General features: G+C 71.5%; 10 protein-coding genes and 3 pseudogenes. 11 read left to right on the forward strand and 2 right to left on the reverse strand.

Annotated features, from left to right (window positions below):
* Nucleotides 1–76 precede the first annotated feature (76 nt).
* The 5 genes and pseudogenes from M1L60_RS34200 to M1L60_RS34220 form a co-directional block, all read left to right on the forward strand.
* A pseudogene (locus tag M1L60_RS34200) lies at nucleotides 77–1,501 on the forward strand (pyridoxal phosphate-dependent decarboxylase family protein); the annotation flags it as partial.
* A 165-nt stretch (nucleotides 1,502–1,666) separates the two neighbouring features.
* Nucleotides 1,667–2,242, forward strand: coding sequence for an NADH-quinone oxidoreductase subunit B (locus tag M1L60_RS34205; protein WP_308208580.1), 576 nt, complete (start codon nucleotides 1,667–1,669; stop codon nucleotides 2,240–2,242).
* 10 nt (nucleotides 2,243–2,252) lie between these two features.
* Nucleotides 2,253–3,554, forward strand: coding sequence for a DUF2252 domain-containing protein (locus M1L60_RS34210; RefSeq protein ID WP_253241708.1), 1,302 nt, complete (start codon nucleotides 2,253–2,255; stop codon nucleotides 3,552–3,554).
* A 72-nt stretch (nucleotides 3,555–3,626) separates the two neighbouring features.
* A pseudogene (locus tag M1L60_RS48045) lies at nucleotides 3,627–4,328 on the forward strand (NADH-quinone oxidoreductase subunit C); the annotation flags it as partial.
* A 269-nt stretch (nucleotides 4,329–4,597) separates the two neighbouring features.
* A complete protein-coding gene (locus tag M1L60_RS34220; protein ID WP_253241710.1) occupies nucleotides 4,598–5,557 on the forward strand; it encodes a complex I subunit 1/NuoH family protein in 960 nt (319 codons plus the stop codon).
* 3 nt (nucleotides 5,558–5,560) lie between these two features.
* Here the strand turns inward: M1L60_RS34220 and M1L60_RS34225 are convergent, their stop codons facing one another.
* A complete protein-coding gene (locus M1L60_RS34225; protein ID WP_253241711.1) occupies nucleotides 5,561–6,136 on the reverse strand; it encodes a Uma2 family endonuclease in 576 nt (191 codons plus the stop codon).
* A gap of 130 nt (nucleotides 6,137–6,266) precedes the next feature.
* Here M1L60_RS34225 and M1L60_RS34230 point away from each other — a divergent pair, with 130 nt between their 5' ends.
* From M1L60_RS34230 to M1L60_RS34255, 6 genes and pseudogenes are all read left to right on the forward strand, one after another.
* The gene (locus M1L60_RS34230; protein ID WP_256517748.1) at nucleotides 6,267–6,839 is read left to right on the forward strand and encodes a NuoI/complex I 23 kDa subunit family protein; all 573 of its coding nucleotides are present in this window, start codon (nucleotides 6,267–6,269) and stop codon (nucleotides 6,837–6,839) included.
* Nucleotides 6,836–7,405, forward strand: a pseudogene (locus M1L60_RS34235) (NADH-quinone oxidoreductase subunit J family protein); the annotation flags it as partial. The gene M1L60_RS34230 and the pseudogene M1L60_RS34235, both read left to right, overlap by 4 nt.
* A 374-nt stretch (nucleotides 7,406–7,779) precedes the next feature.
* Nucleotides 7,780–8,151, forward strand: a complete 372-nt coding sequence (nuoK, locus tag M1L60_RS34240; RefSeq protein ID WP_253241713.1) for an NADH-quinone oxidoreductase subunit NuoK — start codon at nucleotides 7,780–7,782, stop codon at nucleotides 8,149–8,151.
* Nucleotides 8,148–10,037: an NADH-quinone oxidoreductase subunit 5 family protein gene (locus M1L60_RS34245; protein WP_253241714.1), complete on the forward strand. Its 1,890-nt coding sequence runs from the start codon at nucleotides 8,148–8,150 to the stop codon at nucleotides 10,035–10,037. The genes nuoK and M1L60_RS34245 overlap by 4 nt, the downstream gene beginning before the upstream one ends.
* Entirely contained in the window at nucleotides 10,034–11,533 is a 1,500-nt protein-coding gene (locus M1L60_RS34250; protein WP_253241715.1) for a complex I subunit 4 family protein, read from the forward strand. The genes M1L60_RS34245 and M1L60_RS34250 overlap by 4 nt, the downstream gene beginning before the upstream one ends.
* Nucleotides 11,530–12,993, forward strand: a complete 1,464-nt coding sequence (locus M1L60_RS34255; protein ID WP_253241716.1) for an NADH-quinone oxidoreductase subunit N — start codon at nucleotides 11,530–11,532, stop codon at nucleotides 12,991–12,993. The genes M1L60_RS34250 and M1L60_RS34255 overlap by 4 nt, the downstream gene beginning before the upstream one ends.
* Here M1L60_RS34255 and M1L60_RS34260 read toward each other — a convergent pair.
* Entirely contained in the window at nucleotides 12,990–13,754 is a 765-nt protein-coding gene (locus M1L60_RS34260) for a hypothetical protein (protein ID WP_253241717.1), read from the reverse strand. The genes M1L60_RS34255 and M1L60_RS34260 overlap by 4 nt on opposite strands.
* Nucleotides 13,755–13,915: the final 161 nt, after the last annotated feature.

Genomic DNA, 13,915 nt, shown 5'->3' on the forward strand with positions numbered 1-13,915 from the left:
CCGGTTCTTCGGTAGGGGGTCAGGGACCGACCGAAGTCCCTTATCGCCGCTACCGCCGTCCGCTAGCGTTCTCGCCATGTTCGAGGCGCTGCCCGCAGAGGGCGTTCCGGGTGACCAGATCCTCGCCGAGTTGCGAGGGCTGCGAACCGCCGACCTGCCCACCCACGGCGGCCGGCTGTTCGCCTACGTCTACGACCCCGCGCTCGAGGGTCTCGACGATCTGGCCCGGGCCGCCCACGCCGTGTCCGCGCACGTCAACGGCCTCGACCCGACGGCCTTCCCGTCGCTCCTGGCCATGGAAAACGCCCTGGTCGGGGCCGCGGCCAAGCTTCTCGGCGGCGACGCGGGCACGGTCGGCAGCGTCACCAGCGGCGGCACCGAGTCGCTGATCCTCGCGGTGAAGGCGGCCCGCGACTCCCGGCCCGATCTCGCCGTCCCGCGCCTCGTGGTCCCGTCGACCGCGCACGCCGCGTTCGCCAAGGCCGCCCACTATCTGCGGGTCGCGCTCGACGTGGTGCCGGTCGGGGCCGACCTGCGGGCCGAGCCAGTGGCGATGGCCGCGGCCATCGGTCCCGACACCGTGCTGGTGGCCGCGTCCGCGCCCTCGTACGCCCACGGCGTGGTCGACCCGATTCCCGAGATCGCCGCGGCCGCGGCCGAGCGGGGCGTCCGGTTCCACGTCGACGCGTGCTTCGGCGGCTGGGTGCTGCCCTACCTGCGCCGTCTCGGCGCCGAGCTGCCGCCCTTCGACCTCGCCGTCCCCGGGGTCACCAGCATCTCGGTCGACCTGCACAAATACGCGTACGCGGCCAAGGGCGTCTCGATCCTGCTCCACCGCGACGAGGCGCTGCGGCTGCCGCAGTACTTCGCGTACGCGGGCTGGCCCGGCTACACCATGATCAACCCGGTCATCTCGTCCACCCGCTCCGGCGGCCCGATCGCCGCCGCCGTGGCCACCCTGCGCCACATCGGCGACGCGGGTTATCTCGAGCTCGCCGCCCGCACCCGCGAGGCCGTGTCCGTCCTGGCCGAGGCGGTGCGCGAGACCGAGGGGGTCCGGCTGTTCGCCCCACCCGAGACCAGCGTGGTCTGCCTGGCCGCCGACGGTGTCGACCTCTTCGTCCTGGCCGACGAGCTGGCCGCCCGCGGCTGGCACACCCAGCCCCAGATGGCGTACGAAGACCTGCCCGCCACCATCCACCTCACCGTGACCGCGTCGGTGGCCTCGACGGCGGCCGAGTTCGGCCCCGATCTGGCCGCGGCCGTGGCGGCCGCGCGGGCGGCGGGCCCGGCCGACCTCCCGGCGCCGCTGCTCGAGGCGGCGGCCGCGCTCACCCCCGAGATGGTGACCCCTGAGCTGATCGGCGGACTGGCCGAGGGGCTGGGGCTCGGCGCCGGCGACTTCACCCGCATGGCCGCGGTCAACTCGCTGCTCAACGTGGCCCCGCCTGCCCTGCGCGAGGCCCTGCTCACCGGCTTCCTGAGCCTGCTCCAGCGCCCGGCACCGGCCGCGGCCAGTGATTCCATTGCTGAGCCGCCACCGTCCGGCCCCGACGCTTCATCTGCCACCGCTGCGCCTGCTTCGGGCAGTCCGTTCTTCGGGCATCCGCTGCGCGCGCCGCGCTCCGCGGCCACGCCCTCCGCGGACGCGGAGTAGGTTGACGTCGTGGCCGGTCTGCCAGGAGTGCTCGGGGAACCCATCAAGTTCGTGCTGAACTGGGGGCGGCGTTACTCGCTCTGGGTGTTCAACTTCGGCCTGGCCTGCTGTGCGATCGAGTTCATCGCGTCGAGCATGAGCCGGCACGACTTCATGCGCATGGGGGTCATCCCGTTCGCGCACGGCCCGCGCCAGGCCGACCTGATGGTCGTGTCCGGCACGGTGACCGACAAGATGGCCCCGGCCATCAAGCGGCTCTACGACCAGATGCCCGAGCCGAAATACGTCATCTCGTTCGGGTCCTGCGCGAACTGCGGCGGCCCCTACTGGGACTCCTACTCGGTGACCAAGGGCGTCGACCAGATCATCCCGGTCGACGTGTACGTGCCGGGCTGCCCGCCGCGGCCCGAGGCGCTGCTGCACGGCATCCTGCGCCTGCAGGAAAAGATCGCCGCCGAGCAGTCGGGGCCGGGTGGCGTCCCGCGACCCGACCCTCTGGGCGCGGGCCGAACGGCTGCTCCGGGCCGCGATGTGTCGGCGCTGACTGCCCCGATGGTGGCCCCGCCGGTGGCAAGTGGGGACTAGTGTCCGCACTATGAGCGATCAGTCGCGGGCCGACTTCATCATCGACGTTCTGACCAGGGAGTTCGGCGACCTGATCGCCGTCGATCCGGCCGCCTTCCGGCGCAAGTTCCGCAAGATGGCAGCGTCGCCGTTCGCCTTCTATCGGGGCAGCGCGTCGCTCTTCTACGCCGACCTCACCGACGCCTACGCCGATGCGAGCTTCCTCGACGAGCGCACCAGCCGGGTGTGGATCCACGGCGACCTGCACGCCGAGAACTTCGGCACCTACATGAACTCGTCGGGTCAGCTCGTGTTCAACGTGAACGACTTCGACGAGGCGTACGTCGGGCCGTTCTCGTGGGACCTCAAGCGGTTCTCGGCCAGCGTGGCGCTGATCGGCTACCAGAAGGCGCTCTCCGACGAGGACATCTCGCAGCTGGTCACCGAGTTCGCCCGGTCCTACGTGACCGAGCTGCGGGCCATCGCCCACGGCGGCGACGACGCGATCGGTTCGATCACGCTCGACAACGCGGCCGGCGTGCTGCGGCGGGTACTCCAGCAGGCGCGGCTCAACACCCGTATCGACCTGCTCAACACGCAGACCACGATCGACGACTACGAGCGCCGGTTCACGCTGGCCGACGGGGTCTTCGAGGTCGACGAGACCACCGGCGCGGCGGTGCGCGAGGCGTTCGACCGCTACCTCGACACGCTGCCGACGGCGACCCGTCCGGGCGCGACCAACATCAAGGACATCAAGCTGCGCAAGGGTGTGGGCATCGGCTCGGCCGGGCTGCCGTCCTACAACCTGCTGCTCGAGGGGCACACCCAGGCCCTCGAGAACGACGTCGTCATCTACATGAAGCAGGCCCAGGTGCCGGCGGTCGCCCGCTGGATCGACGACGACCGGGTGCGGTCCTACTTCAAGCACCAGGGCCACCGCACGGCCGAATCGCAGCACGCGTTGCAGGCGCACGCCGATTCCTGGGTCGGATACACCACTTTGGAAGGTGTCGGCCAGTTGGTCGCGGAGGTCTCCCCGTACGCGGCCGACCTCGACTGGTCCGACGTCAACGAGCCCGACGAGCTGCACGGCGTGATCGCCGACCTGGGCCGGGCCGTGGCCCGCATGCACTCGGTGGCCGACGACGAGTCCAGCCACGACCTGGTCGACTTCTCGACCGAAGAGGCGATCGTGGCCGAGATCGACAAGGACGAGACCGGCTTCGTGCAACACCTGGTCGACTTCGCCCACCGCTACGGCGACCAGGCCCGCGAGGACCACCAGGACTTCGTCGACGTCTTCCGCAACGGCCGCCTCCCCGGCCTCTGACACCTCAAGGTCCGGGGCAACCTGTGGCTCTCGGGGACTCCGAGCGGTGGGCCGGATCATAGGATGAGGGCCATGACGCCTGAAGAGGTCGGCGAGCGCCTGGTGGCGCTGCTGACGGACGATTCGCCGGACGCGCCGCCGGGCGAGATCGTCGCCGGCCTCTCGGGTGGCGGGGCCGGGCACGAGCGTGCGGTGGTCGACGTCCCGGTCGCCCGATGGTGGGAGACCGTGGGGACGGCCAAGCACAACGGCGCCCTCGGCTGCGACTACTTCGACTGGCTGTCGGCCGTGGACGAGCTCGACGACGGGTTCCGGGTGGTCGCCCACCTCTATTCCACGCGCCGGCGGCACGCTCTGCTGCTGCGCACGCTCGTGCCCCGGGACAACCCGGTGATCGAGTCGGTGATCGAGCTGTTCCCCGGCGCGGCCTGGCACGAGCGCGAGACGTACGAGATGTTCGGCATCACCTTCGCCCGCCACCCCGACCTGCGTCCGCTGCTGCTGCCGCCCGGCTTCGAGGGACACCCGCTGCGCAAGGAGTTCGTGCTCGCCTCCCGCGTGGCCAAAGCCTGGCCCGGCGCCAAGGAGCCCGGCGAGTCCGAGGCGGGGACGGCCAAGCGCGCCCCCATGCGCCCGCCCGGCGTCCCCGACCCCAACGAGTGGGGCCCCAAGGCCGGCCAGGCCCCGCCCGCCCCCGCGCGCCCGCCCCGCCCCGCCGCGGCCACCGACCGCCCCCGCCGCCCCGCGACACCTCGCCCCGCCACAGCCCAGCCCCGCTCGACCTCACCGTCGTCCGCGCCGACCACCTCGCAGCCCGGCGCGGCATCGCCACCCGCACAAGCTGATTCGCCGCCGCCCGCGCAGGCTGATCCGCCGCCGGTCACGCAGCCGCCCACGCAGTCTGATTCGTCGGCGCCCGCTCAGGCCGGCCCGCCGTCGTCGGCGCAGACCGATCCGCCGCCGACCAGGCCGTCCGGTCCGGCCCCCGCGACAGGGGAAGAGCAGGACGGGTCGGGGGCCCCACGCGCTGAGGGCGGCGACTGATGCCGGTCTGGCTTGATCTGGTCGTGCGGGTGGTCGCCGTCGTGGTGGCGTTCCTGGTGTTGCCGCTGGTTGTGGGGCAGGCCGAGCACAAAGTCATGGCCCACATGCAGGGCCGGCTCGGTCCGATGTACGCGGGCGCGTTCCACGGCTGGGCACAGCTCGTCGCCGACGGGGTGAAGTTCGTCCAGAAGGAGGACGTCACGCCCGGTGAGGCCGACCGGCGGGTTTTCCGGCTGGCCCCGATCGTCGCTCTCTTCCCGTACCTGTTGGTTCTGCTGGCCATCCCGCTCGGCCCGAACGGCCTCGTGGCCCAGGCGCTCGACGTCGGCCTGTTCTTCGTGCTGGCCGTGCTCGGCGTCGGCGTGCTGGCCGTCCTGATGTCGGCCTGGGCCTCGGCCAACAAATACAGCCTGCTCGGCGGCCTGCGCGGGGCCGCTCAGCTCTTGGGGTACGAGCTTCCGCTGGTGCTCGCCGCGGCCAGTGTCGCCATGGCCGCGGGCACGCTCAGCCTGCCCGGCATCGTCGAGGCGTGGCGCCCGTGGTGGCTGTTGTGGCAGGCCCCGGCCGCGATCGTCTTCTTCATCGCCGGTCTGGCCGAGATCCGCCGCCCACCGTTCGACATGCCGATTGCCGACTCCGAGTTGGTCTTCGGCTACATGACCGAGTACACGGGCTTGAGGTTCGCGTTCTTCCTGCTCGCCGAGTACGTGGGCATCGTCGTCATCGCCGCCCTGACCACCGTGCTGTTCCTGGGCGGCTGGCACGGCCCGTTCGCCGACCAGCTCGGCTGGCTGTGGACCCTGGCCAAGGTCTTCGCCGTCTCGTTCGTGATCATCTGGTTCCGCGTGAGCTACCCCCGCCTGCGCGAGGACCAGCTGCAAAGACTCTGCTGGCTGGTCCTCGTGCCGGTGGCGCTCGGTCAGCTCGTGCTGACCACGGTGGTCAAGGTGATCATTTAGCCGTCAGAGGTTACGCGGGCGGACGGAGCGCAGCGGGATCTCGATCGGCCAGGGGCGGTCGAGACGGATCGTGTCGTCACCGCCGAACGTTTCCAACGGCTCGTAGATCTTCTCGTCTGTGTCCAGCTCGTAGACAGTTACGGTGAGCTCGTCGTTCGTCTCGATCAACCAGTAGAACGGGATTCCCGCGTGGGCGTAGAACGCGGGCTTCGTAAGTGAGTCGATGCTCTTGGTGCTGGGCGATACGATCTCAGCCGCCAGTACCACCTCATCGGGGGTGAACTTTCCCGTCTTCGACTTCGCCGCCTCAAAGGTGACCACAAGGAGGTCTGGTACGTAGCGGCGCTGCGGGCTCAGAATCACGTCGTTCGCCTGGCTGACGAAAAGATGCTCGGGGCAGGACAGCGACAGCGCGTAAAACAGCAAGCCGGAAAGGGCTTGGTGAACGCTGGAGGGTGAGGGGGTCACGTGCAGAACTCCATCGATGATTTCGCGACGGACGCCATCCTCAGGAACACGATCGAGATCGTCTGAAGTCCACTGGCCCTGGGGCGGCATGTCGCTGGCAGTAGCGGTCATGAGAGGCCTCCCGGGCGTGGGCTCTCGTACTCGTCGCCAATCCTATCGGAAGATCTGATGGGGGTGTGCTCGCATCAAATGGAGCGACGGGGCAGGATATGCGTTTGTGAGTGACGACGGGGAGCGCGGCATGCCCGGCAAGGGCCTTGTCCAGGGGCTCGCCGTGACGTTCAAGACGATGACCCAGCGCTCGACCACCCAGCAGTACCCCGACGTAGAGCCCGAACTGCCGCCGCGCAGCCGGGGCGTCATCGCGCTCACCGAGGAGAACTGCACGGTCTGCATGCTCTGCGCCCGGGAGTGCCCGGACTGGTGCATCTACATCGACTCGCACAAAGAAGAGGTCGTCGTCCCCGGCGCGGCCCGCTCGCGGCAGCGCAACGTGCTCGACCGGTTCGACATCGACTTCTCGCTCTGCATGTACTGCGGGATCTGCATCGAGGTCTGCCCGTTCGACGCGCTGCACTGGACGCCCGAGTTCGAGTACGCCGAGACCGACGTCCTCGACCTGCTGCACGACAAGAACCGGCTGGGGGAGTGGATGCGCACCGTGCCTCCGCCGCCGGCCCACGACGTGCTCGGCGAGCCCTCGAAAGAAGAGGCCACGGCGGCGCGCAAGGCCGCCGGTCCGGGTGCGGCCACTGCCGCCAAGACCGCCAGACCCCCGGTACGCCGTCCCGAGGCGCCGGAGTCGGGCCGGTGACCGTAGCGGACGCGCTGATGCTGGCTCTCGGCGCGATCGCGGTCGGCTCCGCCGTCTTCGTCGTCACCAGCTCGCACCTGGTCCGCGCCGGGTTCTACCTGGTGGTGAGCCTGGGCGCGATCGCCGGCCTCTATCTCGTGCTCGGGGCCGAACTGGTGGCCTGGGTACAGATCCTGGTCTACGTCGGCGCCGTCGTCGTGCTGTTGCTGTTCGCGGTCATGCTGACCCGGGCCCCGATCGGCCCGTCCCCGGATCTCGACCGCCCCGCCCTGCCGGCCGCTCTGATCGGCGGCGGGGTCGGGCTGGGCCTGACTGTCCTGCTGGTCGACGCGTTCCGCTGGACCGAGTACGAGCTGCCCCCGCCCGGCACCGGCCGCCGCGTCGGCGAGCAGATCTTCGGCGCCTGGGTGCTGCCGTTCGAGGTGCTGTCGATCCTGCTGCTGGCCGCGCTGGTCGGCGCGATCGTGCTCTCCCGCCCGGACATCGGCGCCCGCCCCGACCCGAACGCCCCGGCCGACACCGACACACCCCCACCCGGCCCGGTGGACGAGTCGGACGAGGTGCGGGCCCGGCTCGAGCGGATCGCCGCCCGCCAGGCCGCCGCCCAGGACAGGCTCCGGGCCCAGCGCGCCGCCGAGACGGCCGCCGCCGAGAGCACCGGCGCCGCCCCGGTGAAGACCCGCGAGGACGTCCTCAAGGAGCAGGCTCACGACGTCGTCTTCCGCGCCCGCGAGGCCGGCCCCGCCCTGGGCGCCACCCAGCCGGAAATGTCCGATCAGGCGCGCCCGCGGGTCATTGAAGGCACGAGCCGCGAGAACCAGACTCGCGCCCTCCCACGCGGCGAGGACAAAGCGCTCCCGCGTGGCGAGGACAAAGCGCTGCCCGCCCCCTCGAAGAGGGAGCTGCCGAAAGCCCCCGACCGAGACGGCGAGGAGGCCTGATGCACGCGGTCATCCCGTACGTCATCGCCGGTCTGCTCTTCGCCCTCGGCGTCTACGGCGTCCTGCGCCGCCGCAACGCGATCCTGGTCCTGATGGCTGTCGAGCTGATGCTCAACGCGGTCAACCTGATCCTGGTCGCCGCCGACGCCACCATCAAGTCCGCGCTGTCCGGTGTCCAACCCGAGGCCTGGGCCTATCCCGTCCCCGAACCGCGGGCGGGCGCGATCTTCGCACTCTTCGTCATCGTGCTGGCCGCGGCCGAGGTCGGTGTCGGCCTGGCGATCATCCTGCAGTACTACCGCCTGCGTCGCGCCGTCGTCCTCGACGACGTGGCCCTGCACGAGCACGACCACGAGCGGGTGACCGGGTGAACGCCGCCGTCCTGATCCCTGCCGTACCCCTGCTCCTGGGCCTGGCCGGTCTTCTCCTCCCGGCCGGCGACGACGCCGGCCGAAGAAGACCCGCCGCCACTCTCGGTATCGCCGGCGCCGCCATCTCACTGCTGGTGACCCTCGGCGTCCTACTCTTCGCGACCAAGCCGATCGAGCTGTCCACACACTGGGTGAGCCTCGGCGACATCGACCTCACGCTCGGTATCTCCGTCGGTCATGCCGCTCTGTATGTGGCACTGGCCGTCGCTACCGTCGCGCTCTGCGTGCAGGTCTACTCCGTGGCCTACCTGCACGACGACCCGCGCTACGCCCCGTACGCCGCCCAGATCAGCCTCTTCACCGGGGCCATGCTGCTGGTGGTGACCAGCGGCGACCTGATCGGTGTGGTCGTCGGCTGGGAGATCATGGGTGCCTGCTCGTACCTGCTGATCGGCCACGACCGCCGCCTGCCCGAGGCCCCCGCCGCGGCCGTCAAGGCGTTCCTGGTCACCCGGATCGGCGACATCGGCTTCCTGCTCGGCGTGGCCTTCCTGATCGTCGACGCCGGCAGCAGCCGCCTGGCCGACGTCCTGGCCCAGCCCCCGCACACCGCCGCCCTGCTGCTCATCCTGGCTGGGGTGGCCGGCAAGAGCGCCCAGTTCCCGCTGCACACGTGGCTGCCCGACGCGATGGCCGGCCCGACCCCGATCTCGGCCCTGATCCACGCGGCCACGATGGTCGCGGCCGGCGTCTACGTCGTCTTCCGCCTCTACCCGCTGTTCGAGCAGTCCCCGGCCGCCCTGGCCGTGCTCGGCGTGATGGCCGCGATCACGATCCTGCTCGGCGCGTTGAGCGCGATGGCCCAGGACGACCTCAAACGTGTTCTCGCCTGGTCGACGGTCAGTCAGATCGGCTACATGACCGGCGCGCTGGCCGTCGGCTCACCCGCGGCCGCCCTGTTCCACCTACTCACGCACGCAGCGTTCAAGGCCCTGCTGTTCCTCGCGGCCGGCGCCGTCATCCACGCCGTCGGCACCAACTACCTGTCGCGCATGGGCGGCCTCCGCGAGCACATGCCGGTCACGTTCTGGTCGTTCGTCGCCGGGCTGGGCGCGCTGGCCGGCCTCCCGCCGCTGGCCGGCTTCTGGTCGAAAGAGAACGTGCTGACCGCGGCCGCGCACGCCACCGAGGGCGGCGAGACCGCGCCGATCTGGGTCGGCTGGCTGGTCTGGATCGCCGCGCTCTTCGCCGTCGCGATCACCGCCTGGTACGCGACGCGCCTGCTGCTCTGGGCTTTTCTCGGCATCTCGCGCGCGCACGGCCCCGACGGCCCGGACTGGGAGGTGGGCTTCGACGACGCCCGCTACACCCAGCCCGCGGCCCCGCACGATCCGCCGGGCGCGATGCGCTGGCCGATCCTGCTGCTGGCCGTCCCGTCGGTCCTGCTCGGCCTGGCCGCCTGGGCCCCGGGCTTCCGGACCGCTCTGGAACTGGACGAACCCCACCTCAGCGTGGCCGTCGTCCTGCCGTTGATCCTGCTCGCGGCCGGCGCCACCGCCGCCTGGTGGCTCTGGCGGGCGGTGCCCGGCGTCGATCCCGCGATGGCCCTGGGCCGCGCGCGTCCCCTGCTCGCGGCCGGTTTCCGCCTCGATGAAGTTCAAGACCGGTTTTTCGTACGACCGGTTCGGGCGCTCGCCCGAGCGGTGCTCACGGTCGACACCCGAGTGGTGGACGCCGCCGTCGAAGGCACCGGCACCACCACATCGCGCGTGGGCGCCGCGCTCGCCTACGCCCACCGCCTCCCGCTGCCCGCCGCGGCCGCGGCCGTCCTCGCCGGCGCCCTGCTCCTCGGCGCCGTGGCCGTCCTGTTCGGAGCCGCCGCATGACCGTGGCCCTGCTCGCCGTCCTGGTCGTCCCGGCTCTCGGGGCGGCCGTGCTCGCGCTGCTCCCGGCCCGGCACGACCACGCGGCCCGCATCACCGGCACGGTCTTCGCCGCGCTCACCCTGATCCCGATCGCGGTGCTGCCCTTCGGCCGGAACGACGGCTGGTCGGCCCTGTCGGCCCACCCCCTCGCCGTACTGCCGTGGGTTGACCTTGACGTGGCCTGGGTGCCCGCGCTGCGGCTCGATTTCCACCTGGGCGTCGACGGCGTCTCGTACCCGCTCGTCGCGCTCACCGGCCTGCTCACGGTGCTGTGTTGCGCGTACACAACGTGGCGGGTCCCGGCCGGTGGCTCCGGCCGCACCCTGGTCGCGCTGCTGCTGGTGCTCGAGGTCGGCATCCTCGGCACGTTCCTGGCCCTCGACCTGATCCTGTTCTTCCTGTTCTTCGAGGTCGTCCTGCTGCCCATGTACGCGGTGATCGCGGGCTGGGGCGGCGACGACCGGCGGCGGGCCGCGCGCAAGTTCGTGCTGTACACGCTGTTCGGCTCGGTGTTGCTGCTGCTCGGCGTCATCACCGTCACCGCCGCGGCCGGCACCGGCGACCTGGTCCAGCTGACCGGCAGCACCGACCTGTCGCGAGGCACCCAGTACGCCGCGTTCGCCCTGTTCGCCCTGGCTTTCGCCGTGAAGGCCCCGCTCTGGCCGCTGCACACCTGGCTGCCCGACGCGCACACCCAGGCCCCCACGGTCGGCTCGGTGATCCTGGCCGGCGTGCTGCTCAAGATGGGCACGTACGGCCTGATCCGGATCGGGGTCGGCGTCACGCCGCTCGGCGCGGAGTGGGCGGCGCCGCTGCTCGGCATCCTGGCCGTGGCCGCGATCCTGGCCGGCGCCCTGATCTGCCTGCGCCAGACCGAGCTCAAGCGCCTGATCGCCTATTCCAGCGTCGGCCACATGGGTTTCGTGCTGCTCGGCATCGCCACCCTCACCACCACCGGCCTGCAGGCGGCCCTGCTCGGCAACGTCGCCCACGGGCTGATCACCGGCCTGCTGTTCTTCCTGGCCGGCGCGATCAAGGACAGGGCCCACACCGGCGAACTGGCCGATCTCGGTGGCCTGCGCGAGACCGCTCCGCGACTGGCCGGCCTGCTCGGCTTCGCCGCCATCGCGTCGCTGGGCCTGCCCGGGCTGGCCGGCTTCTGGGGTGAGGCGTTCGCCGTGGTCGCGTCCGTGCAGCGCGGCGGCGGCCTGTGGGTGACGCTGGCCGTGCTGGCGGCCGTCGGCGGCGCGCTGACCGCGGCGTACTTCCTGCGTCTGCTGCGCAAGGTCACGCACGGCCGGGCGGTCGCGGTGGCCGAGCCGTACGCCATCAGCCGCGCCGAATGGCTGGCCTGGTCCCCGCTGGTGGTCCTCACGCTGGCCGTGGGCCTGGCGCCGACCCTGATCCTGGCCGCGACGAGCGCACCCGTACGAGCCCTGACGGAGGCACTCCGATGAGGGCGCAGACCGTGGACCACATCTCGCTGCTGCCGCTGTACGCCGCGGCCGGCACCGCCGTGCTGGTGCTGCTGGCCGACCTGCTGATCGCCCGCCGGGTCGTGACCATGGGCGTCCTCGCGTCCGGCGGCCTGGCCACCGTCGTCGCCGCGATCGTCACCGGCGCCCGGGTCGGCACGTTCTGCGACCCGAACGGCAGTGCCTGCTCCTGGGTCCCGACCCCGCTGGCGGCCACCTCGGCGGTCGTGTTCGCGCTGCTCACAGTTGGGGTGCTGGCCCTCTCGGCCCCCTCTCTGGGGCTGGGCACGGCGCCCGTGGGCGAGTTCTGCTTCCTGCTGGCCGCCTCGATGACCGGCGGCGTCGTGGTGGCGTACGCCGGAGATCTGATCACTTTGATCGTCGGTCTCGAGACCCTGACTTTGCCGCTGTACCTGCTGGTGGGCCTGCGCCGATTCGCCCCCGGCGAGCGCGTCACGACCTCGGGGGCCGCCGCCTCGGTCACGTTCTTCCTGATCAGCGTGATCTCCACAGCCATCGCGCTGCTCGGCGCGGCCCTCAACTACGCCGCCACCGGAGCCCTGCACTTCGACCGCCTGATCGAGGGGGCCGGCGTCACCGCGCCCGTGGCCACGGCCGGTGTGGCCCTGATGGTCATCGGTCTCGCGTTCAAGGTCGCGGCCGTCCCGCTGCACGCCTGGGCCCCGCCGACCTACGAGGGTTCCCCGCTGCCCGTCGCGGCCTACCTGTCGACCGCGTCCAAGCTGGGCGGCGTCCTGGCCCTGGCCGCGATCGTGACCCGCCTCGAGGCGGCCTCGCTGACCGCTTTCCTGGCCCTGCTCACCATGACCGTCGGCAACCTGGTGGCGCTGCGCCAGACCCGCATGGTCCGCTTGCTGGCCTGGTCGTCGATCGCCCAGGCGGGCTACATCCTGGCCCCGCTGGCCCTGGGCGCGGACGGCCTGGAAGCAGCCGCCGCGTACGCCGTCTTCTTCGTGGTTCTCGAGTTCATCGCCTTCGGCGTGGTCGCGGCCCTGCGCCCGCCGGGCGAGGACGGTGGCGACATCGCGTCCTACCGCGGCGCGGCGCGGCGATCCCCGTGGCTGGGGGCGGCGCTCGTGCTGGCCCTGGCCGGGCTGGCCGGTCTGCCGCCGGGCCTGGCCGGCCTGTTCGCCAAGGTCACCATCGTCGACGCCCTGATCGACCACGGCCAGACCTGGCTCGCCGTGGCGGTGGCCCTGAACGCGGTCATCGCACTGGCCTATTACGTACGGGTAGGTGCTCTGCTTTATGCCGCCCCACCGCAGGTGGGGATCTCGGTGGCCGATCCCGCCCTGCTCGAGGCGGCCCTGAACCCGCGCCGCCCGGTGACCCACCCCGTGGCCGCGGCCCTGATCACCGCCGCGGCCGCCGCCGTCGTGCTGGGCTTCGCCCCGCAGCTGCTGTTCGACGCGCTCTCCTAGAGCCCCCGGTAGCCGACGTAGTACTTGCCCTTCGAGTCGACCTCCATCCGGACCGCGATCGGCACGTTGTCCATGCCGTCCGAGGTCGCGGCCAGCCCCCGGCACGACAGCACGAGCTCGTGCTCCGACCCGGCCGGGAAAGCGAACGTCTTCCGGTTGTCCTTGTAGACCTCAAGATCGTGAACCTTGGTCACCTTGACCTTGAGTTTCGACTCCCGCGAGATCCGGACAGCCTCGTCCCCGAGCAGGTCGCAGTCGGTGTCCGTGGGCAGGGTGGCCCGCTGCTGGGCGGCCTTCTTCCGCGCGGCCGCCCGCTTCGCCGCCGCCTTCTTCTCGGCCGCCTTCTTGCGGGCCGCGGCCTTCTCGGCGGCCACCTTCTCGGCCGACCCCTTGCTCGTCGTGGCCGCCTTCTTGGCCGCCGTCTTGTCGCTCGGGGCTTTCTCGTCCGCGGTCGCCACCTCGTCGTCCGCCGTCTCCTCCTCGAGGATCGGCACCGGCGGCGGGGCAGCCTGCGCCACCGACGGCGACCCGGCGGACTTCTCGGCGATCACGCCGACCCCCACGAGCAAGCTGAGCCCCACGAGGCCCGCGGCCACGCCGCCGATGACCTTGTTCCGGGCGAGCCAGCTGCCCTTCTCCGCCCCGGCCCACATCTGGTCGCCCGGCGACCCGAGCCCCCAGGTCGGCGGCGGTGTCCGCCCACCGGGCGTCAGCCAGCCCTCAGGCGACGGCGAGGGGGAACGCGGGTCGTCGTTGCTCATCTGCCGTCCTCGGGTCGCATCCGTCCGTAGCCCCAGACGTTTCGGCCCCTACCTCGGCGATCTGAGGCCCGCAACCTCCCAGCGACCCGACGGCACCCCTGACCAGCCCACCCCACCCGACCTGGGGGCGGGCCCAAGCTATGCGACCGTCAAACGATCAA

It is taken from the genome of Paractinoplanes aksuensis, from assembly GCF_024137025.1.
Lineage (GTDB): Bacteria > Actinomycetota > Actinomycetes > Mycobacteriales > Micromonosporaceae > Actinoplanes > Actinoplanes aksuensis.